Origin of the sequence: Alistipes sp. Marseille-P5061 (assembly GCF_900290115.1) — a bacterium.
Taxonomy (GTDB): Bacteria; Bacteroidota; Bacteroidia; order Bacteroidales; family Rikenellaceae; genus Alistipes; species Alistipes excrementigallinarum.
In genome coordinates, this window is record NZ_LT985750.1 from 230,030 (window position 1) to 253,772 (window position 23,743).

Genomic DNA, 23,743 nt, shown 5'->3' on the forward strand with positions numbered 1-23,743 from the left:
GAGCGGAATTTTTCGTATCTTTCCGCCTGCAACTTCGCGCGGGCGCCGTGCGTCCCGGCCCGACGTTTGCATCTTCGGAACAGAATATGAAACAATCCCTCCTTTGGCGCGGCCTGCTGGTGTGGGCCTGCGCCCTTGCGGCGACGGGGTGCTCGCTGCTCAAGGTCTCGGTCTCGTCGGGTGACCCGCTGCCCGACGAGACGCTGCGTCTGCGCACCATGACGCGGGGCTTCTACTACGACCTCTCGTCGGGCATCGCGGCGGCGGCCGACTCCGTGGTTGCCGCCTCGCCCCGCGCTGCGACGCAGCTGGCGGCCATCCGCTGGAAAATCCGCGCCACGCGGGCGGCCGTCGAGGCGGCCATGCAGTCCGACCCCGAGGTGGCGCTGGCTGACACGTGGATTCTCTGCCGCCGCATGAACGAGGCCTTCGCGCAGCTGCCCGACTCGCTGCTCTTCGGGGCGGAGAGCTCCATTGCGCGCGAGGCGGCCGCCCGCTTCGAGCGGCGCGTAGCGCGGCTCTCGGAGCAGCTGCTCCCCGCCGACCGGCAGCGGCTCATGGAGCGCTTCGTCGGGGAGTACGTCGCGGCGCACCCCCGTCCCGACGACGACGGGGCGGCGGCGCCCAACACGCTGCTGGCCTGGTTCGAGTTCCTGCGCGCCAACGGCCGCGAACCGAGCTACGCCACGGGGAGCATCTCGGAGGTGATGGCCGACGTGAGCGACCGCGTGGGGAGCCAGACCCGGCAGCTGGCCAACAGCGTGGGGTGGTCGCGCCAGATGCTCGAAATCCGCATGCAGCAGGACAGCCTGCGCAGCCGCGTCGAGGGGCAGCTCGACTCGCTCGAACGCAACTTCGGCCGGCTGGTGGCCGTGGCCGAGCATCTGCCCGGCCTCTCGGAGCAGCTGCTGGAGGAGTTGAACCTCCAGGCCGGGCAGCTCATCGGCGCCATCGACTCGAGCATGGCCTCGGCCTTCGACGACCTCGACCGGCAGCGGGTCGAGATTCAGCACTACGTCTCGACCGAACGCGAGGCGCTCGTCGGACAGGTGCAGCAGGCGGCCGACGAGGCGGTGCAGCATGCCCTGGAGCGCATCCCGGCGGTGATTGGACGGCTGCTCTTCTATGTGGTGGCGGCGCTGGTGGTGCTGCTCGGCCTCCCCTTCCTGGTGGGCTTCTGGCTGGGCGGCCTGCGCGCCCGCCGGCAGAGCGGCCGGCAGAAGGCCCCGTCGGGGGACGATTCGGCTCCGGAGCAGGGCGGCGGCTCCCCGGACGAGGGTCGAAGCGGCCCCGGTGAATCCCGGTGAATGAAATAATCGCCCGTTTTGGCCGTCGAACGGCGAATTATCCCTACCTTTGTCTCCCGAACAACAGCGAAAAAGAGACCTTATGGCACGCAAAAAAGCCGATTACCCTCTGCTCGAGGGACTCGAAATAACGACGCTCGCCGCCGAAGGCAAGGCGATGGGGCGCTGGAACGAACAGGTGGTCTTCGTCCCGATGACCGTACCGGGCGACGTGGTCGACGTCCAGATTCGGACCAAGCGCCGCCGCTACATGGAGGGTTACGTGGTCCGCTACGTGCGCCGCTCGCCGCTGCGTGTGGAGCCCTTCTGCGAACACTTCGGTGTCTGCGGCGGCTGCAAGTGGCAGAACCTGCCCTACGACGAGCAGCTGCGCTTCAAGCGCGAGCAGGTGCGCGACCAGCTCACGCGCATCGGCAAGGTCGAACTGCCCGAGATTGCCCCCTGCCTGGGGTCGGCCCGCACGCAGTTCTACCGCAACAAGCTCGAATTCACCTTCGCCGACCGCCGCTGGCTCACCTACGAGGAGGTGGCCTCCGGTGCGGAGCTCGACGCCTCGCCCGCCGTGGGCTTCCACATCCCGGGCATGTTCGACAAGGTGCTCGACATCCACCGCTGCTGGCTCCAGCCCGAGCCCTCGAACGCCATCCGCCTCGAGGCGAAGCGCTTCTGCGTGGAGCACGGCTATACGTTCCACAACGCCCGCGAGCACAGCGGCCTGATGCGCAACATGATCATCCGTACGGCCTCGACGGGCGAGGTGATGGTCATCGTGGTCTTCGGCCAGGAGGACATGCCGCGCATCGAGGCGCTGCTCGACCACCTTGCCGCCGCCTTCCCCGCCATCACGTCGCTCTTCTACGTGGTCAACACCAAGTGGAACGACTCGGTGGGCGACCTGCAGCCGGTCTGCTACCGGGGCAAGGACCACATCATCGAGCAGATGGAGGGGCTGCGCTTCAAGGTGGGCCCCAAATCCTTCTACCAGACCAATTCGCAGCAGGCCCTGGAGCTCTACCGCGTGGCCCGCGACTTCGCCCAGCTCGGCGGCGACGAGGTGCTCTACGACCTCTACACCGGGACGGGCACCATCGCCAACTTCTGCGCCGCGCGCTGCCGACAGGTGGTGGGCGTGGAGTATGTTCCCGAGGCGATTGAGGATGCGAAGCTCAACTCGGCGCTCAACGGCATCACCAACACGCGCTTCTATGCGGGCGACATGAAGGAGGTGCTCGACGACGCCTTCGTTGCGGCCAACGGACGCCCCGACGTCATCATCCTCGACCCGCCGCGTGCCGGGGTCGACGAGCCGGTGCTGGAGGTCATCCTGCGTGCGGCGCCCCGGCGGATTGTCTACGTGAGCTGCAACCCCGCCACGCAGGCGCGCGACCTGGCGCTGCTCGACGGCGCCTACCGCGTCGAGGCGGTGCAGCCGGTCGACATGTTCCCCCATACGCACCACGTCGAGAACGTCGTGAAGCTCGTGCGGCGGTAGGGTAGTGCGGTGGCGAGGCCGCGGCTTTTCGCGGGGGACGGGCCGGTCGATTGCTGCCTTGCGGCGCGAGGCCGGCGCTTCTGCGGCTTTGCGAGGACCGGGCCGCGGCTTTTCGCGGGGGCGGTCCGGTGGACTGCTTCCTTGCGGTTCGGGGCCGGTGTTTCTGCCGTTTTGCGGCGGCTGAGGCTTTTTGCGGCGGCGGGCGGGCCTCTGGTACGTCCCGGAAAAAGGCGGCCGTACAATATCGGGAGGGGAGCCGACGTTCTATGAGTACGAGAAACCTTAAAACCCCATACGATGAAAAAGTTGATTCTGATGGCGGCGGTCGCCCTGATGGCGCTCCCCGCGGCGGCACAGAATGCCGAAGCCTATCCCAGCTACATCCAGGTGACGGGCAGGGCCGAGCAGGAGCTCACCCCCGACGAATTCTACCTCTCGATTGTCATCGACGAGCGCGACTCGAAGGGTAAAATCTCGGTCGAGAGCCAGCAGCGCGACCTCATCTCGACGCTCAAGAAGCAGGGGGTCAACGTCTCCGAACAGCTCAAGATGTCCAACCTCTCGAGTGAATTCTTCAAGAAGAAGAGCACGCTCTCGACGGCCAAATACCAGCTCAAGCTCTTCTCGGCCGAGGAGGTGGCCCGCGTCTGGCAGGCGCTCGACGCGCTGGGCATCTCGAACGTCTCGTTGCTGCGCGTGAGCCACTCGAAGCTCGACCAGTACAAGGAGCAGGTGCGTCTGGAGGCCATCCGCAATGCCCGCGAGAGCGCCGAGTCGCTGGCCGGCGCCATCGGCCAGAGGGTGGGCAAGTGCTTCTACATCTACGACTCGAACAGCGACGTGATGCCCGCCCTCTATGCCAACGGGATGATGCTGGCGCGCGGGCTGAAGGTCTCCGAGGAGGCTTCGGATGCCTCGTTCGTCGAGGAGCCGCTCGAATTCCGGACCATCAAGCTCGACTACAGCGTCCAGGCGAAGTTCGTCCTCGAATAGAGGCCTGAAAGTCGCCCGCTGTCTTTCGGACAGACTGCGCGAAGGGCTCTTCGCGACAGGTATGCGCCCCTCCGGGCCCGGGAGTTGCCTCCCGCGGCGGCAGGGGCGTTTTTTTTGTGCCCGTTCCGGACCGTTCCGGCGGCGGGGCGGACGTTTTTTTGTGTCCGTTCCGGACTGCTCCGGCGGCTGGGCGGACGCTTTTTTGTGCCCGGTTCGGGCCGCTCCGGCGGTGGGACGCCCCTTTCCGGGCGGGGAGCGCTCCGCCGTGCTGTCCCGCAGCGGAAAAATTTGCAGATAACCCGATTTTTTTCATACCTTTGTAGTTCACACCTTAATCGAAAGGAGTTATGGAAAAGCAGTTCCGTTTCAATTACGAGCACTACGCCTCGCTCGAGGCGATGCCCGAGGCCGACCGGCAGCTGGTCCGCGAAGCCGAGCGGGCTACGGCCAATGCCCATGCCCCCTATTCGGAATTCCGCGTCGGCGCCGCCGCACGGCTGCGCAGCGGCCGGATTCTCTACGGCAGCAACTTCGAAAGCGAGGTCTACCCCGCCGGACTCTGTGCCGAACGTTCGCTGATGTTCTACGCCGAGGCCAACTATGCCGACGACCCCATCGAGTCGCTGGCCATCGCCTCCCGCCCCTCGGAGCGCGAGTGCTACCCCTGCGGGCAGTGCCGCCAGGTGATGGTCGACGTCGAACGCCGGCAGCAGAGCCCCATGCGCGTCATCATGAGCGGCGGCGGCACGGCTTCGGTCGTCGAATCGGCCGCGCTGCTGCTCCCCTTCACCTTTTCGCTGAAATCCTGATTGCGGCATGTTCCGACCCGAAGATATCCTCTACGAAGACAACCACCTGCTGGTGGTCAACAAGCATTGCGGCGACCTGGTGCAGCCCGACCCTTCGGGCGAGAGTGCGCTCGAGGACCAAATCAAGGCCTACCTCAAGGTGCGCGACGCCAAGCCCGGCGCCGTCTTTCTGGGTGTGGTCCACCGCATCGACCGCCCGGTAAGCGGCGCGGTGCTCTTCGCCAAGAGCTCCAAGGCCCTCACGCGGCTCAACGAGATGCTCCGCCAGGGACGCATCCGCAAGAGCTACTGGGCGCTCACCGAGCAGACCCCCTCGCCCGAAGAGGGGGAGCTGCACCACTACATCGTGCGCGACGCCCGCAACAACCGCTCGCGGGCCTACGACGCCCCGAAGCCCGAGAGCAAGGAGGCGCTCCTGCGCTACCGGACCCTCGGCCGGGGAACCCATTATACGCTCGTCGAGGTCGAGCTGCTGACGGGCCGCCACCACCAGATTCGGGCACAGCTTGCCAAAATCGGCTGTCCGATTCGCGGCGACCTGAAGTACGGCGCCCGCCGCTCGAATCCCGACGGCGGCATCTCGCTCCACTCGCGGCGCGTCGCCTTCGAGCACCCGGTGCGTCACGAGGAGCTCGTCGTGACGGCCCCCGTGCCGGCAGGCGACAACCTGTGGCGCTACTTCGAAGAGCTTCACCCCGACGATTGACCCGCAGCCATGAGAGTACTGATTCAACGCGTCCGCAGCGCCTCGGTCACCATCGACGGGCAGCTGCACTCCTCCATCGGGGCGGGGCTGCTGCTCCTTGTGGGCATCACGGCCGACGACGGGGCGGAGGATATCGAATACCTGGCCGGAAAGGTGGTGCGGCTGCGGATTTTCGACGACGAGCGTGGGGTGATGAACCTCGACGTGGGGCAGGCGGGCGGCGACATCATGGTCGTCAGCCAGTTTACGCTCATGGCCTCGACGCGCAAGGGAAACCGCCCCTCCTACATCGCGGCAGCCCCCGAGCCTGTCTCGCGGCCGCTCTATGAGCGCTTTGTGGCGGCGGTCGAGGCGCTGACGGGCCGACGGGTGGCCACCGGAGTGTTCGGCGCCGACATGCAGGTGGCGCTGGTCAACGACGGTCCGGTGACCATCTGGATGGACTCCCGCCGGCGGGAGTAGCCGTGCGGAGAGGAGCGCGGGGCGTGCGCAGAAAGACCTCGGAACGCTTTGCATGCAGGAGTGCGGAGGCGGCGGGGAAGCCGGAACCCGAAAGGAGACGCCTGGAACGCTGCCGGAAAGTGCCGGGGATGTTGGAAAAGCCGGGAATGCCCCCCCCCTGCCGGTGTGAGGCGGCGGGACGTCGGGCGCTCGGAACGGCACGGCGACAAACGACAAGACAACAAGACGACAATACGACAATACGACACATGTCACGAATATCGAAAACCATTAACCGTTAAACATTTGCGATGAAGAGATTTTTTACCCTGTTTGTGGCCGTGCTGGCGTGGGCCGCAATGTCGTGCAGCGACAAGGAGAGCTCGGAGCCCCGACTCGACCCGCCCTTCCAGGCGGTCTTCGTTTCGGACACGGGCGACAACGGAGCCCTGCTCTACGGCCGTTACGACGGCGCCAGCGTGGGGCAGGTGAAGGCTGCCGGCTTTGCCTGCCGGCCCGCCGGAGGCTCGGAGAGCTATGTGGCCACCCCGGGCGACGAGTGGGACCAGACACACGTGGTGTTGCAGCTCGACGGTCTGAAGTCGGGCTCCGAATATGAATTCTACTGCTACGTCGAGGCGGGCGGCATGCGCTACAACTCGCCCGTGGTCACCTTCCGGACCACCGGCACGCCGAGCGACGACCCCGACCCGGACGACCCCCAGGCCGAGGAGCCCCGCTTCGGAACCCCCTCCTTCACGGAGGTAGGCTCCTCGTCGGCGCAGCTGAGCTGCACCTACACCTACGCGGGTACGGAGTCGGTCAGCGAGGCCGGATTCTACTACCACACCTCGGGCAGCACGGCCGAGCAGAAGGTTGCCGCAGCCGGCGTCGCTTCGCCCGTCGCATGCCGGCTCGAGGGGCTTGCGGCCTCCACCGAGTACCTTGCGGCGGCCTATGTGGTGGTTGCCGGCCGCGAGTACCGCAGCCAGGAGGCGTCGTTCACCACCTCGGCGCAGAGCACGGGCGGAGGCTCGGCGGCCAAGTTCTCGGGTTGGCCCGAGCTGTTGGCCGAGGATGACTCGAACAGCGACTACTACTATGCCTACCACCTCTGTCCCGACCTGAAGACCTCCCGCGGCGACAAGGCGCGCAACTATACGGTCTGCTTCAGCGCCGAGCACCACTGCCCGGTGTGGGTCGCCGCCCCGCGTCACGAGTCCTACGAAGGTTCGGCCAACCGTACCAACGCCTACAAGGCCGACCCGGACATCCCCGCCGACATCCAGTACTACAGCAAGTCGACGGGCGGCGGCTGCAACAAGGGCCACATGCTCGGCTCGGCCGAGCGCACCTGCACGAGCAGCGTCAACCGCCAGGTCTTCTACTACTCGAACATCGCGCCGCAGTACTCGAGCGGCTTCAACACCGGCGGCGGTGGCTGGAACATCCTCGAGGACTGGATTGACACGAAGGTCTGCGCCGATACGACCTACCTGGTCATCGGTACCTACTTCGAGAAGTATACGGACCGCTACGGCAACTCCGCCTCGCCGAAGAAAATCTCGTTCGGCGACCGTGACGACGTCTCCTGCCCCACGATGTTCTACATCGCCGTGCTGCGGACCAAGTCGGGAAATACGAAAAAGTCGGTGGTCGAGTGTTCGGCCGACGAGCTGATGTGCGCCGTCTTCGTACGCTGCCACAACAACAACCTCAAGGGCAAGGCGGTTTCGGCGAAGGACATGATTTCGGTGCGTGAGCTCGAGCAGCTCACCGGCTTCGACTACTTCCCCAACGTGCCCAATGCACCGAAGGATACCTACAACCCCTCGGACTGGGGGCTCTGACGCCATGACCTATCCCTGGGGAGACGACCGCAGGTTCAACTCCTATGCGGGCTACTTCCGCCGGCTCTTCGGCGGGCGGGTCCAGAAACTCTCCGTCGATGCGGGCTTCACCTGCCCCAACCGCGACGGAACGCTCGGACGCGGGGGGTGTACGTTCTGTGACAACGGAGCGTTCACCCCTTCGTACTGCCGTTCCGCGAAGAGCATCACGCAGCAAATCGACGAGGGCATCGCCTTCCACGCCCGGCGCTACCGCTCGGCGGGGCGCTACCTGGTCTACTTCCAGTCCTACTCGAACACCTATGCGCCGCTCGAGCGGCTCCGGGCGCTCTACGGCGAGGCGCTGGCCCACCCGCAGGTGGCGGGCATCGTCGTGGGGACGCGTCCCGACTGCATCGACGAGGAGAAGCTTGACCTGCTGGCCGAGGTGGCGCGCGACCGCTACGTGGCCGTCGAGTACGGCATCGAGTCAACCTCGGACGAGACGCTGCGCGCTGTCCGCCGCGGCCACGACTTCGCCTGCGCCCGCCGTGCCGTGGAGCTCACCGCCCGGCGGGGGCTCCACGTCGGGGCGCACTTCATCCTCGGGCTCCCGGGCGAGAGCGACGAGATGCTGCTCCGCCAGGTCGGGACCATCAACTCGCTGCCGCTCACGACGGTCAAGTTCCACCAGCTGCAGCTCTTCCGCGGCACGGCCCTGGCCGCCGAGTACGACGCCGACCCGACGCGCTTCCGCTTCTGGACCCCCGGGCAGTACATCGACCTCTTCGTCGAGGTGCTGCGCCGCCTGCGGCCCGACCTGGTGGTCGAACGCTTTGCCGGCGAGGCTCCTCCGCGCTACCACTACGGCCCCGGATGGGGACTCGTGCGCAACGAAACACTCTGGACGATGCTCGAAAAAAGATTGGAGGAGCTCGATGCATATCAAGGCGAAATTTTTATATCTTTGCAGGAAGAACGGGCTGCCGGGGATGTCTCTGCGCACCCTTCCCGCAACCCTTAAAAAACTACCCGCCATGAAAACCCTGCGTATCGAAAATCTCCTGCTCCATGTCAAGGAATACTTTCTGATGGCCCTCGGCATGATGCTCTACTCGTTCGGCTGGATTGGCTGCATCATGCCGGCCCGTGGCGTGGGCGGCGGCGCGGCCGGTCTGTCGCTGGTGCTGTGCCATGCGCTCGAGCAGGTGGGCTTCCACATCCAGATTGGTACGATGGTCTTCATCCTCAATGCCGTGCTGCTGCTTATCGCGGGCTTCATCGTGGGGTGGAACTTCGGCGTGAAGACGATTTTCTGCGTGGTGGTCATCTCGCTGGGCATGAACTTCTGGCAGGACGTGCTGCCCGAGGGTGACTTCCTCCATCTGGAGCGCATTCTGGCGGTGATTCTGGGCGGTATCCTGGCCGGCATCGGCATCGCGCTCTGCTTCGCGCAGGGCGGCTCGACGGGCGGCACGGACATCGTGGCGATGATCATCAACAAGTACCGGACGGTCAGCTACGGCAAAATCCTCATCTTTTCGGACTTCGTCATCATCGGCTCGTCGATGCTCGTGGGCTTCCACATCGACACGGTGATTTACGGTTACGTGATGACGGCCGTCGTCGGCTATACGGTCGACATGATTATGGCGGGCAACCAGCAGTCGAGCCAGGTGCTCATCGTGACGCACGACTACGAGAAGATGGCCGACGCAATCGCCAACAACATTCACCGCGGCGTGACGCTCATCGACTCCGAGGGGTGGTACTCCAAGGAGAAGTCCAAGGTGGTGATGGTGGTCTGCCGCAAGCGCGAGACCTCCATGATTCTGAAGTTCGCCAAGACCATCGACCCCGACGCCTTCATGACCGTTGGTTCGGTGATGGGCGTCTACGGCAAGGGCTTCGAGGCGCTCAACAAACTCTGACCGAGGGCCGGGAGGTGTGAAGCCGAGGGGGCTGAGAGGCTGAGACCGAAGGGGCCGGAGGTCGCGAGACCGAGAGTCGGGAGGCTCTGCGCACCGTGCCGTCGGTTCGGGCGTTGGCCCGCCGCTGCCCGCAGCCCGGACGATAACCCCTTCCGCCGACTGCCGCTGCCCGTTGCAACCCATGCTCCGCAGCTGGTGCGTCGCACGACGCCGCGCCCCGCTTCGCGGAGCTTTGCTTTTGCTGTTACCATAACCTTTTGCTGAACATTCCGTGTCCCGGTTTGCCGATATCGTCCTTCCGCTGGCGCAACCCGCCTACACCTTCGCCGTTCCCGAGGGGATGACCCTCGCCGAAGGGCAGGCCGTCCTGGTCCAGTTCGGCGCCAACCGCTACTATACGGGCATCGTCTGGCGGCTGCACGACCGCCGTCCCGACTTCCGGCGCATTAAGCCCGTGCTGCGCCCCTTGTACGGTGTCCAGCTGCTCGGCGAGGAGCAGCGCCGCTTCTGGGAATGGGTCGCCTCCTACTACATGTGCTCGCTGGGCGAGGTGATGCGCGTGGCGCTCCCCGCCCTGATGAAGCCGAGCGGCAGCTCCGAGGAGGAGTTCGCCGCCGGGGAGTTCCGTCCCCGCAGCGAGACCTGGTTCTCGCTCCGCGAGGAGTTCCGCTCGGAGGAGCGCCTCCACGAGCTCTTCGAGAAGCTGGGCCGCCGCGCCCCGCGCCAGTACGAGGCGCTGCTCGAAATCGTCGCGGCGCTGCTGCCCGACCCCCAAAATGCCGCCGGCACACCCGCCTCCGACAATGCTCTGGCGACGACCGCCGCCTGCTCCGATGCCACCTGCTCCGATGTCGTTCCGGAGGCCGCCGGCACACCCTCCGACACGGCCCCCATGGCGGCTGATGCCGCTTCGGCTCCTACCTCCGGCGACCCCTCCGAATCCTCCTCCGATGCCCCCTCCGAGGGTGGCACCTCCGCTTCCGACGCCTCCCTCTCCGCCTCTTGCGATGCGGAGGCCCTTCTGGCGGCGCCGCTGCCGCCCGAGGCTCTGGCGGGAGCCATTCTCCGCCGCCTGCTGGCGGCCGAGCGGCCGGTGCTCCACCAGCTCGAACGCAAGGGGGTCATCCGCGCGGAGGAGCGCGAGCGACAGCCGGGCGCGGCGCAGGACGTGCGCTTCCGCCTGCCGACCCTCTCGCCCGCCCAGGGGCGCTGCCTGACCCAAATCCGCGAGCTCTTCGCCTCCCGGACAGGCGTGCTGCTGCACGGCGTCACGGGGTCGGGCAAGACCGAAATCTACATCCATCTGATTGCCGAGACGCTGCGCCGCGGCGACGACGTGCTGCTGCTCGTCCCCGAGATTGCCCTCACGGCGCAGCTGGTCGAGCGCATGGAGCGTATCTTCGGCAGCCGCGTGACGGTCTACCACTCGCGCCTTACGGAGCGCGCCCGCACGGAGACCTACCTGCGCCTCTGCCGCTCCGAGGGGGGCGAGTTCGTCGTGGGGGCCCGCTCGGCGCTCTTCCTGCCGCTGCGGCGGCTGCGGCTGGTGGTCGTCGACGAGGAGCACGACACGAGCTACAAGCAGTCCGACCCGGCGCCGCGCTACAATGCCCGCGACTGCGCCGTGGTGGCGGCCAGCCTCTTCGGGGGGCATGTGCTGCTGGGAAGCGCCACCCCTTCGCTCGAGACGTGGCTCAACGCTGCGCGGGGCAAGTACGGCAAGGTCGTGCTCGGGGAGCGCTACGGCGAGGCGCGCCCGCCCCGCATCGTCATCTCCGACACGCTGCGCGCCGTCAAGCGGGGCGAGCGCAAGGCGCACTTCAACAAACAGCTGCTCGACGCCATCGGCGAGCGGCTCGACAGGGGCGAGCAGGTGATGCTCTTCCAGAACCGGCGCGGCTTCTCGCCCTACGTCGAGTGCCCCGAGTGCGGGTGGACGGCCCGCTGCCCCAACTGCAACGTGACGCTGACCTACCACCGGGGAGGCTCCTCCGAGCGCCTCGTCTGCCACTACTGCGGCCATACGGAGGCCGTGCCGGTGAAGTGCCCCGCATGTCGGGTGACCGACCTGGCGCTGCGCGGCTTCGGCACCGAGAAGGTCGAGGAGGAGATTGCCCGCCTCTTCCCCAGGGCGCGCGTGGCGCGGCTCGACCGTGACAGCGTCACCTCGGAGCGCGCCTTCCGGAGCATCGTCGCCGGCTTTGCCCGCCACGACACGGACATTCTGGTCGGCACGCAGATGATTTCGAAGGGGTTCGACTTCGAAGGGGTCTCGCTCGTGGGCATCCTCAATGCCGACAATCTGGTCAACAGCCCCGACTTCCGGGCCGCCGAGCGGGCCTTCCAGCTCATGACGCAGGTGGCCGGCCGCGCCGGGCGCCGCGCCGTGCCGGGCGAGGTCATCATCCAGACCTCCGACCCCGCGTCGCCCGTCATCCGCCAGGTGGCCGCCTCGGACTACGAGGCAATGGCCCGCCAGCAGCTTGCCGAGCGGCACACCTTCTTCTACCCGCCCTACGCCCGTCTGGTGGCGCTGACGCTCCGCAACCGCGACCCCGAGCTGCTGCACCGCGGCGCGCGGGCGCTGGCCGAGGCGCTCCGCAGCCGTTTCGGCCGCCGGGTGCTGGGCCCCATGACGCCCCCCGTCGACCGCATCCGCGGCGAATATCTGGCCGGCGTGCTGCTCAAGGTCGAGAGCGGCGCCTCGTTCACCCGCGCCCGCGAGGTGCTGCGCGAGGTGCTCGATGCCTTCGCCGCCGGGGAGGAGTTCCGCCGGATAAACCTTCAGTGCGATGTCGACCCTCAGTGAGCTGCTCGGCGATGTCTGGGCGCTGCTCTTCCCGCCCCGCTGCCCCGTCTGCGGCCGCATGATGACCGCCGGCGAGCGGACGGTCTGCACCCACTGCCGCGCCGCGGCCCCGCTGACGGGCTTCTGGCGCGAGGCCGACAATCCGCTCTTCCGCCGCTTCTGGGGGCTGCTCCCCGTCGAGCGCGCCTCGGGATTCATCTACTACCGCCGCGGCAGCGGCTGGCGCGAGCTCATCCGTTCGTTCAAGTACCGCAGCGCGTGGCGCCTGGCCTACGAGATGGGGCGCTGGTATGGCCGCTGCCTGCGTGAAAGCGGCCTCTACGACGACGTCGAGGTGGTCGTACCCCTGCCGCTGCACCCCTTCAAGCGGATGCGGCGCGGGTACAACCAGTCGGAGTACATCGCCGAGGGCATCGCCCGCGAACTGGGCGTCGGCGTCGACCGCCGCAGCGTCATCCGCTGCCGCAATACGGCCAGCCAGGCCCTCCAACCCCGCCGCGAACGCTACGAGAATGTCCGCGACGCCTTTGCCGTCCGCCGTCCCGAGGCGCTGGCCGGCCGCCACGTGCTGCTGGTCGACGACGTCTTCACGACGGGCAATACGGTCATCTCGTGCGGCGGGGCGATTCTGCAGGCGGTGCCCGACTGCCGCCTGAGCGTGGCGGCGCTCGCCGTCTCGCACCACGAGCTGGGCATCCGCGACTGACGCCCGCCGCGACATTCTCCGCGACATCCGCCACCTCCCTTTTCCGCCCCTTTTTGCCGCCGGAGGCCTCTGCCGCCCGCAACCGGGTGAGATTCAGCGCCGTAACGCCTTCGCGTACCGCCCCGCCGGGGAAAAACATCCGCTCCTCCGTTTTGAATTTTCGGCCCGAATCGTTACTTTTGGGGCGTTGAACAGGACGTATTGACCCCCACTTCCCACTACCGCACATCATGGCGAAAGATTATACCCCTTCGAACCGCAACCGCGAGGCCTTCGAGGCCCTGACCGAGGGTGCGGGCAACGTACCTCCCCAGGCCGTCGAGCTGGAGGAGGCGGTCCTCGGCGCGCTGATGCTCGAGAAGGACAGCATCATCACCGTGCAGGAGTTCATCACTCCCGAAGCCTTCTACACCGAGGAGCACCGCCTCATCTACAAGGCCATCGAGGAGCTCTCGATGGAGCTCAAGCCCATTGACCTCTATACGGTCACCGAGCGGCTCAAGGCCAAGAAGGAGCTCAAGAAGGTGGGCGGCGCCGCCTACCTGGCCCAGCTCACCCAGAAGGTGGGCTCGGCGGCCAACGTCGAGTTCCACGCCAAAATCATCGCCCAGAAGTATGTCCAGCGCGAGCTGATTCGCTCGGCCACGGAGATTCAGCGCCGCTCGTACGACGAGTCGACCGACGTGACGGAGCTCATCGGCTTTGCCGAGGGGGAGATTTTCAAGGTCTCCGAGGGCCACGTCAAGCGCTCGGTCCAGTCGTCGAAGGACATTCTGGCGCGCGCCCTGATGCAGATTGAGGAGGCTTCGAAGAATACGAGCGCCTACAACGGCGTGCCGTCGGGCTTCATGGCCATCGACCGCGTGACGCTGGGCTGGCAGCTCTCGGACCTCATCATCGTGGCGGCCCGCCCCTCGATGGGTAAGACGGCCTTCGTCCTCTCGATGGCCCGCAACATGGCCGTCGACTACGAACAGGGGGTGGCCTTCTTCTCGCTCGAAATGTCGGCCGTGCAGCTGATGATGCGTCTGATTATCGCCGAGACGGGACTCAACGGCAACGACGTGAAGTCGGGCCGCCTGACCCCCGAGCAGTGGCGCCACCTCGAATCGGCCACCAAGCCGCTCGGCTCGGCCCCGCTCTACATCGACGACACGCCGGCGCTCTCGGTCTTCGAGTTCCGCTCGAAGGCGCGCCGTCTGAAGATTCACAACGACATCAAGATTATCATCATCGACTACCTCCAGCTGATGACCGGCAACCAGGATACGAAGGGCAACCGCGAGCAGGAGGTGGCCTTCATCTCGCGTACGCTCAAGGCCATCGCCAAGGAGCTCAACGTGCCGATTATCGCCCTGTCGCAGCTGAGCCGCGCCACCGAGATGCGCGGCGGCTCGAAGCGCCCCCAGCTCTCGGACCTGCGCGAGTCGGGTGCCATCGAGCAGGACGCCGACATCGTCGCCTTCATCCACCGTCCGGAGTACTACGGCATCAACCAGGACGAGAACGGCATGCCGACGGCCGGTCTGGCCGAAATCATCCTGGCCAAGCACCGCAACGGCGCCGTGTGCGACGTCAAGCTCCGCTTCCTCAAGGAGCAGGCGCGCTTCGCCGACATGGAGGACTCGATGCTCCCGCCGGGGCAGGCGGCCGAGAGCCAGCAGGCCTACGACGACTATGCGAGCGGCTCGAACGCCCCCGTGGGCGGCGTTCCGGGCGGCGGTCTGGGTGCTGCGCCCGGCGGCGGCGAGTTCGATATCAACGCCTCGACGTCGCTCGGCGACGAGGCCCCCTTCTGATAGGCTGACCCTCTGAAAAACGAAGCGCTATGTTTGTCCGGACCTATTCGGGAGCAATCGTGGGAATCGACGCCGTGACGGTGGCCGTCGAGGTCAACATCGCCGGGGGCGGGCTGGGCCTCTACCTGGTGGGGCTGCCCGACAACGCCGTCAAGGAGAGCGAGCAGCGCATCCGCGCCGCCTTCGAGAACTCGGGCGAGCGCTTCCCGGGCCGCAAGGTGGTGGTCAACCTCGCCCCGGCCGACCTGCGCAAGGAGGGTGCCGGCTTCGATTTGCCCATCGCCGTGGGGATTCTTGCGGCCATGCAGCGCATCGCGCCCGAGCGGCTGCAGGGGGCGATGTTCGCGGGCGAGCTGTCGCTCGACGGTACGGTGATGCCCGTGCGGGGCGTCCTGCCGCTGGCGCTCCGGGCGCGTGCCGAGGGGCTGGCGCGCATCGTGCTGCCCCGTGCCAACGTGGCCGAGGCGGCCGTCGTCGAGGGGATTGAGGTCATCGGCGTGGAGTCGCTCCGCCAGACGCTCGCCTATCTGGCCGGCGAGGAGGAGATAGCCCCCGCCGAGCCGCTTCCGGTGAGGGAGTTCGACCGGGAGGCGGGGCGCTTCGACGAGGACTTCGCCGACGTCCGGGGGCAGGCCCATGCCAAGCGGGCACTCGAAATCGCCGCGGCGGGCGGCCACAACGTGCTGCTCATCGGCTCGCCCGGCTCGGGCAAGACGATGCTCGCGCGGCGCATGCCGACCATCCTCCCGCCCCTCTCGCGCGAGGAGGCGTTGGAGACCACCAAAATCCACTCCGTGGCGGGCAAGGAGGGGGTCTCGGGCGGACTGCTGACCCACCGCCCCTTCCGGGCGCCGCACCACCTCACGTCGCAGGTGGCGCTCATCGGCGGTGGACAGTCGCCCCGCCCGGGCGAGGTCTCGCTGGCCCACAACGGCGTGCTCTTCCTCGACGAGCTGCCCGAGTTCGGACGCAGCGTCCTCGAGGTGCTGCGCCAGCCGCTCGAGGAGAAGCGGATTGTCGTCTCGCGGGCGAAGTACAGCGTGGAGTACCCCGCCAACTTCACCCTCGTGGCGGCGATGAACCCCTGTCCGTGCGGCTACTACAACCACCCGACCAAGGAGTGCACCTGTGCGCCGGGGGCCGTGCACCGCTACATGGGGCGCATCTCGGGGCCGCTGCTCGACCGCATCGACCTCCACATCGAGGTGACGCCCGTCGCCCCCGGCGAGCTGGCTTCGGCCGCCCCCGGCGAGCGGAGCGCCGTCATCCGCGAGCGGGTCATCCGTGCGCGCAGCCTCCAGCGGGAGCGCTTCCGCGGCATCGAGGGGCTCTACACCAACGCGATGATGACCTCCGCCATGCTGCGCGCCTTCTGCCCGCTCGACGCGGCGGCCGAGGCGCTGCTGCTGCGGGCCATGGAGCGGCTCGGACTCTCGGCCCGCGCCTACGACCGGATTCTGAAGGTGGCGCGGACGATTGCCGACCTGGCCGGCGAGGAGCGGATTTCGGCCGCCCATGTGGCCGAGGCCATCAACTACCGCTCGCTCGACCGCGAAAGCTGGGGACGGTAGCCCTCGGGGGGCGAAGAGGGAGCCACCACGAAGCGGGGCAACCCGGGAACCCTGGGCCGGAGTAGTTTGAAATGGCGCCGGATCATCCGCATGCCCGGCGTGAGGAACGGAACAAAAACAATGGAACATGCCGCTGCCGGAGGTCCCTCGGGGCCTCTGACGGCGGCAGCAAACGCAATACGATGGAACGCATTATTCTTTCGGGCGGCGGCACGGGGGGCCATATCTATCCCGCCGTGGCCGTGGCCGAGGCGCTCCGGCGCCGCTTCGGCGAGGAGGTCGAACTGCTCTTCGTCGGCGCCGAGGGCAAGATGGAGATGGAGAAGGTCCCGGCGCTGGGCTACCGCATCGTCGGGCTGCCGATTGCCGGGCTGCAGCGCCGTCTGGAGTGGCGCAACCTGCTGGTCCCCTTCAAGGTGCTGCGGAGCATCCGCCAGGCCCGCAACGTCATCCGCTCCTTCGGGGCCGACATGGTGGTGGGCTTCGGCGGCTATGCGAGCGCACCGGTGCTGTGGGCCGCCCAGCGCATGGGGGTGCCCACCGTCATCCAGGAGCAGAACTCCTATGCCGGCGTGACGAACAAGATTCTGGCGCGGGGCGCCTGCCGCATCTGCACCGCCTATGAGGGGATGGAGCGCTTCTTCCCCAAAGAGAAAATCGTCCTGACGGGCAACCCGCTCCGCGGCCGCTTCTCGAAGAGCGGCACGCCGCGTGCGGAGGCGCTCGACTACTTCGGCTTCACGCCCGGGCGCAAGGTGGTGCTGGTTGTCGGCGGCTCGCTCGGCACGCGCTCCCTGAACGAGATGATGAAGACGTGGCTGCTCTCGCTCGGCGGGGGCGAGGCCCCGGTTCAGGTCATCTGGCAGACGGGCAAGTACTACGAGCGTGAGATGCAGGCCTTCCTGGCGGCTCACCCCGTACGGGGCATCTGGCAGGGGGCCTTCATCGAGCGGATGGACTATGCCTATGCGGCGGCCGACCTGGTCATCTCGCGCAGCGGCGCCTGCACCGTCTCGGAGCTCTGCCTGGTGGCCAAGCCCGTCCTCTTCGTCCCCTCGCCCAACGTGGCCGAGGACCATCAGACGAAGAATGCCCGCGCGCTGGCCGACAAAGGGGCCGCGCTGCTCGTCCCCGACGCCGTCTGCCGCACCGAGGCGATGCCCCGCGCGCTGGAGCTGCTGGCCGACGAGGAGGCGCTGCGGCGCATGAGCCGCAACATCGAGGCACTGGCCCGTCCCGACGCGGCCGAGCGCATCGTCGATGAAATCGTGCGGGTGATGAAGCGGTAGCGGGCCCGCACAAGGAGGGTGACGCGCCCGTATAAGGAGGGTGCCGCACCCGGACCACGGGTGACGCACGTTGAAATGATAAGAGAGACTATGGAGTTCGACAACATCTATTTTCTGGGCATCGGGGGCATCGGCATGAGCGCCCTGGCCCGTTACTTCATCCACGAGGGGAAGCGCGTGGCGGGTTACGACCGCACGGAGTCGCCCCTCACGCGCCGTCTTGCCGAAGAGGGCGCGCTGATTCACTACGAGGAGGACGTGCGGGCGATTCCCGCCGAGTTCCTCCGTCCCGAGCGGACGATGGTGGTCTACACGCCGGCCATCCCGGCCGACCACGCCGAGCTGCGCTACTTCGCCGACCACGGCTTCCGCATCGAGAAGCGTTCGCAGATGCTGGGCCATCTGACGCAGGGCAAGTATGTGATGGCCGTGGCGGGCACCCACGGCAAGACGACCACCACGACGCTCGTCGCATGGCTCAACCGTCACCTGACGGGGGGCGGCAGCGCCTTCCTGGGGGGCATCTCGAAGAATTTCGACGGCAACCTCGTGCTGGGCGACGGGCCGCGCCTGGCGGTCGAGGCCGACGAGTTCGACCGCTCGTTCCTGCGGTTGTGGCCCGACGTGGCGGTGGTCACCTCGGCCGATGCCGACCACCTCGACATCTATGGCACGCACGAGGCCGTCAAGGAGGCCTTCTCGCAGTTCGTCCGTCAGATTCGGCCGGGCGGGAGCCTCGTCATCAAGCAGGGGGTCGACATCCTGCTCGACAACCCCGACATCACGGTCTACCGCTACGCCTACGATACGCCGTGCGATTTCTACGCCCGCAACATCCGCCTCATCGGCGGCGGCCACTACAGCTACGACGTGGTGACGCCCGACGGCGTGGTCGAGCAGTGCACGCTTGGCGTGCCGGGGTGGGTCAACATCGAGAATTCGGTGGCGGCCGTCGCCGCGGTCTGGTGCGCCGCGCACCACGAGGGGCAGAGCCTCGACGCCGCACGGGTGCGTGAGGCGCTCGCATCGTTCTCGGGGGTGAAGCGCCGTTTCGAGTTCTACATCAACACGCCGCGCCAGGTCTACATGGACGACTACGCCCACCATCCGCGCGAGCTGGCCGCAACGCTCACCTCCGTGCGGCAGATGTTCCCCGGACGGAGGGTGACGGCGCTCTTCCAGCCCCACCTCTACACCCGTACGCGCGACTTCTACGTCGAGTTCGCCGAGGCGCTGTCGCATGCCGACGAGGTGGTGCTGCTGCCGATTTACCCGGCCCGCGAGGAGCCGATTCCCGGCGTGACGAGCGAGCTGATTGCCGAGCGCGTGACGGTGCCCTGCCGCATTGTCGAGCGCAGCGAGCTGGCGCGGACCGTCGCCGCGATGGATACCGACGTGGTGGTGAGCTTCGGTGCGGGCAACATCGACGCCTGCTGCGAGGCCATCGCCGAGGCCCTGCGCCCCAAGGCCTGAAAGGCCCTGCCCCGGGTCCGCCCGGCCGGGGGAGGAGGAGAAAAAAGGCCCGGACACCCGACGAACGCCCCCGCGGAATGCCCCCGACAAGTGCACCCGATAAGTGCGCCCGGCGGGTCCGCCCTTAGACAAGAGACCATAACCGATAAACAACCCGTAAAGAAGAGAGCCGACACACGATGTCCCGCCCGCTCAAATACCTGACAGCAGCCCTTCTGTGGGCAGCAGTCGCCGGATACGTCATCTGGTCGGCCGCGGCGGCGCACCGCCAGCGCGTCGCGCGCGAGGTGACGCGGCTGGTGGTCGACGTGCGCGACAGCACCTCGCAGGGCCATCTGGTCTCGACGGCGCAGGTCCGCTCGTGGATTGGCCGCAGCGGCCTGAAGACCGTCGGCGCGAAGGTCGGCGAGGTGGACCTACGCGGCATCGAGCGGCTGATTGCCGACAACGGCTTCGTGAGCCGCGTCGACGCCTACGTCCGCTACGACGGAACGCTGCACGTCGACATCCGCCAGCGGCGCCCGCTGCTGCGGATTCTGACCGACGGCTGGAACTCCTACGTCACGCAGGAGGGCTTCGCCTTCGCCGCGCCGCGCTCCTCGTCGCTCTACGTGCCGGTGGTGACGGGCAGCTACCGCCCGCCCTTCCCCGCCTCCTATTCGGGACCGGTGCGCGACTATGTCGACGGCCGCATCGAGGAGATTGACCGCCGCATCGAGGAGCTCGAGCGCGAGAAGTACCCCTACTTCCGCCGCGAGCTGCAGAACGACGAGAACATCCGCGCGCTGCGCCGCAAGCGCATCAAGCGGCGCTGGTGGCGCTTCGAGAGCGAAAAGGAGTTCGAAGAGCGGGTCGAGAAGCTGCGCAGCCACAAGGCCGATTTGCGGCGCAGCTACCGCTACGAGGCACGCCTTGTGCAGGAGGGGATTGAGGCCGTTGCGGCACGTCAGGAGGCCGAGCGCCGCAAACAAAAAAAGTTGGAGAAAAGCTACGAAGATTTCACGAAACTCCTTACCTTTGTAGAGTTCCTCGAAGAGGATGATTTCTGGAGGTCGGAGGTGGTTCAGATTGTGGCCCACACGGCCCCCAGCGGCGCATTGGAGGTGGAGCTCATCCCGCGCAGCGGCCGCTTTCGGATTCTCTTCGGGCGCATCGAGCGGGTCGACGAGAAGTTCGACCTGCTTGCGGATTTCTACCGCCGCGGACTGGGCCGGCTCGGTTGGGACGAGTTCGCAACGGTGAGTGTCCAGTACAGGGGTCGCGTGGTCTGCCGGAAGTAGCGGCCGGCGACGCGCTCCGCACATGAGGGAGATAACTATATTTGGATAAATAAACGTGGAAAGGAAGAGTTATACGGTCGCTGTCGATTTGGGTACGTCGAACGTCGTGGTCACCGTCGGCAGCCGCAATGCCGAAGGCGCGCTCGACGTGGAGTGCGTCGTGTCGAAACCCGTCGAAGGGGTCAGGGCCGGTAAAATCGAGAATATCGAACTGGTGAGCAATGCCATCCGCGAGGCGGTCTCGGAGGTCGAGGCGCGCCTGGGGCTCCGCATCAGCGAAGCCTATGCGGGCCTCTCGGGCGACTTCGTGCGCTGTGCGCGCCATACGGACCACGTCTTTGTCCTCGACCCCCAGAACGGCGTCTGCCAGCGCGACGTCGAGGCGCTCTTCGACCGCATGCGCAACGTCCAGGCGCCCGACGACGAGACCATCATGGAGCGTGTGCCCCAGAACTACGTGGTCGACGACAACCAGGAGGTGAAGAACCCCGTGGGGTCGTTCGGACGCAAGCTCTCGTCGACGTTCAACTTCATCCTCTGCCTGAAGACCCCCATGCAGCGGCTCGACATGGCGCTCAAGCGTCTGGGCATCCGCATGGCGGGTGTCTTCTCCAATGCGCTGGTCACCCCCGAAGCGGTGCTCACCCCCGAGGAGAAGGAGGAGGGCGTGGCGGTGGTCGACGTGGGCGGCGGCGTGACCGATGTGACGGTCTACTACCACAACGTGGTGCGCTACATCGCTTGCATCCCGATGGGTGCTACGGCCATCAACCGCGACATCCGGACGATGGGTGTCCCCGAGCGGCTGGTCGAGAGCCTCAAGCTGCGCTACGGCTCGGCGGTGGCCGAACTGGCGCCCGAAGACAAGCTCGTCCGCGTGAACGGCCGCACGGCCCGCGACGCGAAGGATATTCTGCTGCGCAACCTGGCTACGGTCATCGAGGCGCGCGCTACCGATATTGCTGAGTTCGTTGCCCAGGAAATCAAGGACTCGGGTTATGCCGACCGCCTGGCCTGCGGCATCGTCCTGACGGGCGGTTCGGCCCGGCTCAAGGACCTCGACGAGCTCTTCCGCCGCGTCACGCGGATGGATGTGCGCGTCGCGCTGCCCGAGGCGGGCATCACCGCCGAATCGAAGGAGCATGTGGCCGACCCGGCCTTCTCGACGGCCGTGGGCATTCTGCTCAAGGGCTCCCAGACGGGCGCCTGCGCCGTGGTCGAGATGCCGGCGTCGTACCGCACCGCACCGCAGCCTCAGCCTCAGCCCGCAGCCTCTTCCGAAGCGGCGGCGCCCCGCACCGAGCCCTCGGCCCGGCAGCCGCTGCGCACCATGCCGCGGCCGCAGCCGGCGCCGCAGCCCCAGGTGCCCCACGCCGAGCCGCATCCCTACCATGCGCCGCAGTCTGCATCGCACTCCGTTGCGGCGGAGCCTGCACCGGCCGAGACCGAGCCGCAGCAGCCCCGTTACGACGAGGAGGAGCCGCAGCAGGAACCCCGTCGCCGCCGCGGCGGTCTGGGCTCGCTGCTGCAGGGAGCGCTCAAGAAAATCAACGAGAGCTTCGGCGGCCCCGAGGACGAGGATATCTGACGCCCGCGTGCGGAGGGTACCGGCGTGGATAAGACGATGTGACCGGAGCGTGTCGGGTGAGCCGCAGAGAGGGTGGTGCCTGAGCGCGGGAGCCGGGAGCGACGAAGCCGGGAAGCATCCGGGGAAGTGCAGTGTAGATAAGGCGGCGGAGCCGGAGTGCGTCCGGAGACCACAGGTAAGGCGGAAGCCGGGGAGTGACGCAGCCGGGGAGCATCCGGGGAAGCGCAGAGTAGATAAGGCGGCGGAACCGGGCCGGAGGCCTGAAGCAAGAGAGAGTTGGACGGCTGTGCCGCGAAGGCGTGCGGCTGTCGAGTTTTTGACCAAAGAGAGAGTTACGAAACGATATGACTGACGATTTGATGTCCGAAATCAAGGCTACGAGGACGGACGGCTCGATAATCATGGTGGTGGGCGTCGGCGGTGCCGGCGGCAATGCCGTGAATCACATGTGGAACCTGGGTATCAAGGGTGTCGACTTCATGGTCTGCAACACGGACCAGCAGGCGCTCGACAAGAGCCCCGTGGAGAAGAAAATCCGCCTCGGCAGCGAGGGCCTCGGCGCCGGCAACGACCCCGAGAACGGCCGCAAGGCTGCCGTCGAGACGCTGCCCGAAATCAAGCAGTACCTCGAGGAGTCGGGCACGCGGATGATTTTCATCACCGCCGGCATGGGCGGCGGCACCGGTACGGGCGCCTCGCCCGTCATCGCCAAGCTGACCAAGGAGATGGGGCTGCTCACGGTGGCCATCGTCACCTCGCCGCTGGCCGTCGAGGGGCGCATCCGCTACGACCAGGCCTACCGCGGCATCGAGGAGCTGCGCCGCAACGTCGACTCGCTGCTGATTATCAACAACGAGAACATCCTCGAAATCTACGGACGCCTCTCGCTCAAGCAGGCCTTCGGCAAGGCCGACGACATCCTGGCCTCGGCCGCCAAGGGCATCGCCGAAATCATCACGGTCGAGAGCGACCTGGTGAACGTCGACTTCGCCGATGTCTCGAAAGTGATGCGCGACAGCGGCCGCGCCCACATGAGCGTCGCCACGGCCGAGGGCGAGAACCGCGCCGAGGCGGTGGCCGAAGCGTCGCTGCGCTCGCCGCTGCTCGACCACAACCTCATCTCGGGTGCGAAGAACATCCTGCTCAACATCTCGGTGGCCAATGCCGAGGAGCTCATGTACGAGGAGGTGGTTCGGATTCTGGAGTACATCCAGATGCACGCCACGGTGGAGGACCAGGACGGCACGGTCCACAACGCCAACATCATCTGGGGAACGAGCGAGAAGCCGCAGCTGGGCAACGCCATCGAGCTGGTGGTGGTCGCCACGGGCTTCGACAACGACGACGAGGAGCACGGCATGTCGCCCGTGCCGCCCCGCCGCACGGCGCAGACGCTGCGCGAGAAGCAGGCGGCCGAATCGGAGCTCATCCCCATCAAGCCGGCCGCGGCGGCTGCCGAGACGCAGCGCGTGCATCCCGAGCAGGTGGTGCTGGGGGCCAAGTCGACTCGTTACAGCAACATCGATGCGCTGCTGAGCCGCCCCGCCTACCAGACCCGCAACTCGAAGTTCGTCGTCCAGGTCTCGGGCGGCCGCAAGGAGGTGCTGCGCGACGATGCGTCGGAGAACGCACACCGCCAGGAGCCGCACGGCGGGTCGCTCTTCGACTGAGCCACCGATGGGGGAGGCGCCCTCCATGTGCGGAGGCCCCTTCCGATGTC

At 67.0% G+C, this 23,743-nt stretch carries 18 protein-coding genes; all 18 read left to right on the plus strand.

Features of this window, described 5'->3' with window-relative positions; translation table 11 throughout:
• The first annotated feature begins 86 nt into the window (after positions 1-86).
• The 18 genes from C8267_RS07910 to ftsZ all read left to right on the plus strand — a co-directional run bounded on the left by C8267_RS07910 (position 87) and on the right by ftsZ (position 23,693).
• Positions 87-1,307 carry a hypothetical protein gene (locus C8267_RS07910; RefSeq protein WP_234025734.1) on the plus strand — a complete coding sequence of 407 codons (1,221 nt, stop codon included), beginning with the start codon at positions 87-89 and terminating at the stop codon, positions 1,305-1,307.
• An 82-nt stretch (positions 1,308-1,389) separates the two neighbouring features.
• The gene (gene rlmD / locus C8267_RS07915) at positions 1,390-2,799 is read left to right on the plus strand and encodes a 23S rRNA (uracil(1939)-C(5))-methyltransferase RlmD (protein WP_087362515.1); all 1,410 of its coding nucleotides are present in this window, start codon (positions 1,390-1,392) and stop codon (positions 2,797-2,799) included.
• Between the two features lie 297 nt (positions 2,800-3,096).
• The gene (locus C8267_RS07920; protein WP_087362516.1) at positions 3,097-3,792 is read left to right on the plus strand and encodes an SIMPL domain-containing protein; all 696 of its coding nucleotides are present in this window, start codon (positions 3,097-3,099) and stop codon (positions 3,790-3,792) included.
• A gap of 347 nt (positions 3,793-4,139) precedes the next feature.
• Positions 4,140-4,601 carry a cytidine deaminase gene (locus tag C8267_RS07925; protein WP_087362517.1) on the plus strand — a complete coding sequence of 154 codons (462 nt, stop codon included), beginning with the start codon at positions 4,140-4,142 and terminating at the stop codon, positions 4,599-4,601.
• Positions 4,602-4,608: 7 nt separating this feature from the next.
• Positions 4,609-5,307, plus strand: coding sequence for an RluA family pseudouridine synthase (locus tag C8267_RS07930; RefSeq protein WP_087362518.1), 699 nt, complete (start codon positions 4,609-4,611; stop codon positions 5,305-5,307).
• Between the two features lie 9 nt (positions 5,308-5,316).
• On the plus strand, positions 5,317-5,769 hold the full coding sequence (dtd, locus tag C8267_RS07935) for a D-aminoacyl-tRNA deacylase (protein WP_087362519.1): 453 nt from the start codon (positions 5,317-5,319) through the stop codon (positions 5,767-5,769).
• 290 nt (positions 5,770-6,059) lie between these two features.
• Positions 6,060-7,598, plus strand: a complete 1,539-nt coding sequence (locus C8267_RS07940) for a DNA/RNA non-specific endonuclease (RefSeq protein WP_106634291.1) — start codon at positions 6,060-6,062, stop codon at positions 7,596-7,598.
• A gap of 4 nt (positions 7,599-7,602) precedes the next feature.
• Positions 7,603-8,601 (plus strand): TIGR01212 family radical SAM protein, encoded by a 999-nt coding sequence (locus C8267_RS07945; RefSeq protein ID WP_087362521.1) that lies wholly within the window; start codon positions 7,603-7,605, stop codon positions 8,599-8,601.
• A 13-nt stretch (positions 8,602-8,614) separates the two neighbouring features.
• Entirely contained in the window at positions 8,615-9,508 is an 894-nt protein-coding gene (locus tag C8267_RS07950; RefSeq protein ID WP_106634292.1) for a YitT family protein, read from the plus strand.
• A 271-nt stretch (positions 9,509-9,779) separates the two neighbouring features.
• On the plus strand, positions 9,780-12,317 hold the full coding sequence (gene priA / locus C8267_RS07955) for a replication restart helicase PriA (RefSeq protein ID WP_234025735.1): 2,538 nt from the start codon (positions 9,780-9,782) through the stop codon (positions 12,315-12,317).
• Positions 12,301-13,023, plus strand: coding sequence for a ComF family protein (locus tag C8267_RS07960; RefSeq protein WP_106634293.1), 723 nt, complete (start codon positions 12,301-12,303; stop codon positions 13,021-13,023). Before priA ends, C8267_RS07960 begins: the two co-directional genes overlap by 17 nt.
• 230 nt (positions 13,024-13,253) lie before the next feature.
• A complete protein-coding gene (gene dnaB / locus C8267_RS07965) occupies positions 13,254-14,822 on the plus strand; it encodes a replicative DNA helicase (RefSeq protein WP_106634294.1) in 1,569 nt (522 codons plus the stop codon).
• A 29-nt stretch (positions 14,823-14,851) separates the two neighbouring features.
• Positions 14,852-16,393, plus strand: coding sequence for a YifB family Mg chelatase-like AAA ATPase (locus C8267_RS07970; protein ID WP_106634295.1), 1,542 nt, complete (start codon positions 14,852-14,854; stop codon positions 16,391-16,393).
• A gap of 182 nt (positions 16,394-16,575) precedes the next feature.
• Positions 16,576-17,682, plus strand: a complete 1,107-nt coding sequence (gene murG, locus C8267_RS07975) for an undecaprenyldiphospho-muramoylpentapeptide beta-N-acetylglucosaminyltransferase (protein WP_106634296.1) — start codon at positions 16,576-16,578, stop codon at positions 17,680-17,682.
• Positions 17,683-17,772: 90 nt separating this feature from the next.
• Positions 17,773-19,155 (plus strand): UDP-N-acetylmuramate--L-alanine ligase, encoded by a 1,383-nt coding sequence (murC, locus tag C8267_RS07980; RefSeq protein WP_087359619.1) that lies wholly within the window; start codon positions 17,773-17,775, stop codon positions 19,153-19,155.
• A 179-nt stretch (positions 19,156-19,334) separates the two neighbouring features.
• Positions 19,335-20,435: a hypothetical protein gene (locus C8267_RS07985; RefSeq protein ID WP_106634297.1), complete on the plus strand. Its 1,101-nt coding sequence runs from the start codon at positions 19,335-19,337 to the stop codon at positions 20,433-20,435.
• Between the two features lie 55 nt (positions 20,436-20,490).
• Complete coding sequence (gene ftsA, locus C8267_RS07990) at positions 20,491-22,023, plus strand: cell division protein FtsA (RefSeq protein ID WP_106634298.1); 1,533 nt, start codon at positions 20,491-20,493, stop codon at positions 22,021-22,023.
• A 344-nt stretch (positions 22,024-22,367) separates the two neighbouring features.
• The gene (ftsZ, locus tag C8267_RS07995; RefSeq protein ID WP_106634299.1) at positions 22,368-23,693 is read left to right on the plus strand and encodes a cell division protein FtsZ; all 1,326 of its coding nucleotides are present in this window, start codon (positions 22,368-22,370) and stop codon (positions 23,691-23,693) included.
• The last annotated feature ends 50 nt before the right edge of the window (positions 23,694-23,743 follow it).

Excerpts from the sequence above, each read along its gene's own strand:
- murC (WP_087359619.1), top strand. The coding sequence starts at position 17,773 with ATGGAGTTCGACAACATCTATTTTCTGGGCATCGGGGGCATCGGCATG.
- C8267_RS07950 (WP_106634292.1), top strand. The coding sequence starts at position 8,615 with ATGAAAACCCTGCGTATCGAAAATCTCCTGCTCCATGTCAAGGAATAC.
- C8267_RS07940 (WP_106634291.1), top strand. The coding sequence starts at position 6,060 with ATGAAGAGATTTTTTACCCTGTTTGTGGCCGTGCTGGCGTGGGCCGCA.
- ftsZ (WP_106634299.1), top strand. The coding sequence starts at position 22,368 with ATGACTGACGATTTGATGTCCGAAATCAAGGCTACGAGGACGGACGGC.
- C8267_RS07920 (WP_087362516.1), top strand. The coding sequence starts at position 3,097 with ATGAAAAAGTTGATTCTGATGGCGGCGGTCGCCCTGATGGCGCTCCCC.
- C8267_RS07945 (WP_087362521.1), top strand. The coding sequence starts at position 7,603 with ATGACCTATCCCTGGGGAGACGACCGCAGGTTCAACTCCTATGCGGGC.
- C8267_RS07910 (WP_234025734.1), top strand. The coding sequence starts at position 87 with ATGAAACAATCCCTCCTTTGGCGCGGCCTGCTGGTGTGGGCCTGCGCC.
- dtd (WP_087362519.1), top strand. The coding sequence starts at position 5,317 with ATGAGAGTACTGATTCAACGCGTCCGCAGCGCCTCGGTCACCATCGAC.
- rlmD (WP_087362515.1), top strand. The coding sequence starts at position 1,390 with ATGGCACGCAAAAAAGCCGATTACCCTCTGCTCGAGGGACTCGAAATA.
- C8267_RS07970 (WP_106634295.1), top strand. The coding sequence starts at position 14,852 with ATGTTTGTCCGGACCTATTCGGGAGCAATCGTGGGAATCGACGCCGTG.
- C8267_RS07930 (WP_087362518.1), top strand. The coding sequence starts at position 4,609 with ATGTTCCGACCCGAAGATATCCTCTACGAAGACAACCACCTGCTGGTG.
- C8267_RS07985 (WP_106634297.1), top strand. The coding sequence starts at position 19,335 with ATGTCCCGCCCGCTCAAATACCTGACAGCAGCCCTTCTGTGGGCAGCA.
- C8267_RS07960 (WP_106634293.1), top strand. The coding sequence starts at position 12,301 with ATGTCGACCCTCAGTGAGCTGCTCGGCGATGTCTGGGCGCTGCTCTTC.
- murG (WP_106634296.1), top strand. The coding sequence starts at position 16,576 with ATGGAACGCATTATTCTTTCGGGCGGCGGCACGGGGGGCCATATCTAT.
- C8267_RS07925 (WP_087362517.1), top strand. The coding sequence starts at position 4,140 with ATGGAAAAGCAGTTCCGTTTCAATTACGAGCACTACGCCTCGCTCGAG.
- dnaB (WP_106634294.1), top strand. The coding sequence starts at position 13,254 with ATGGCGAAAGATTATACCCCTTCGAACCGCAACCGCGAGGCCTTCGAG.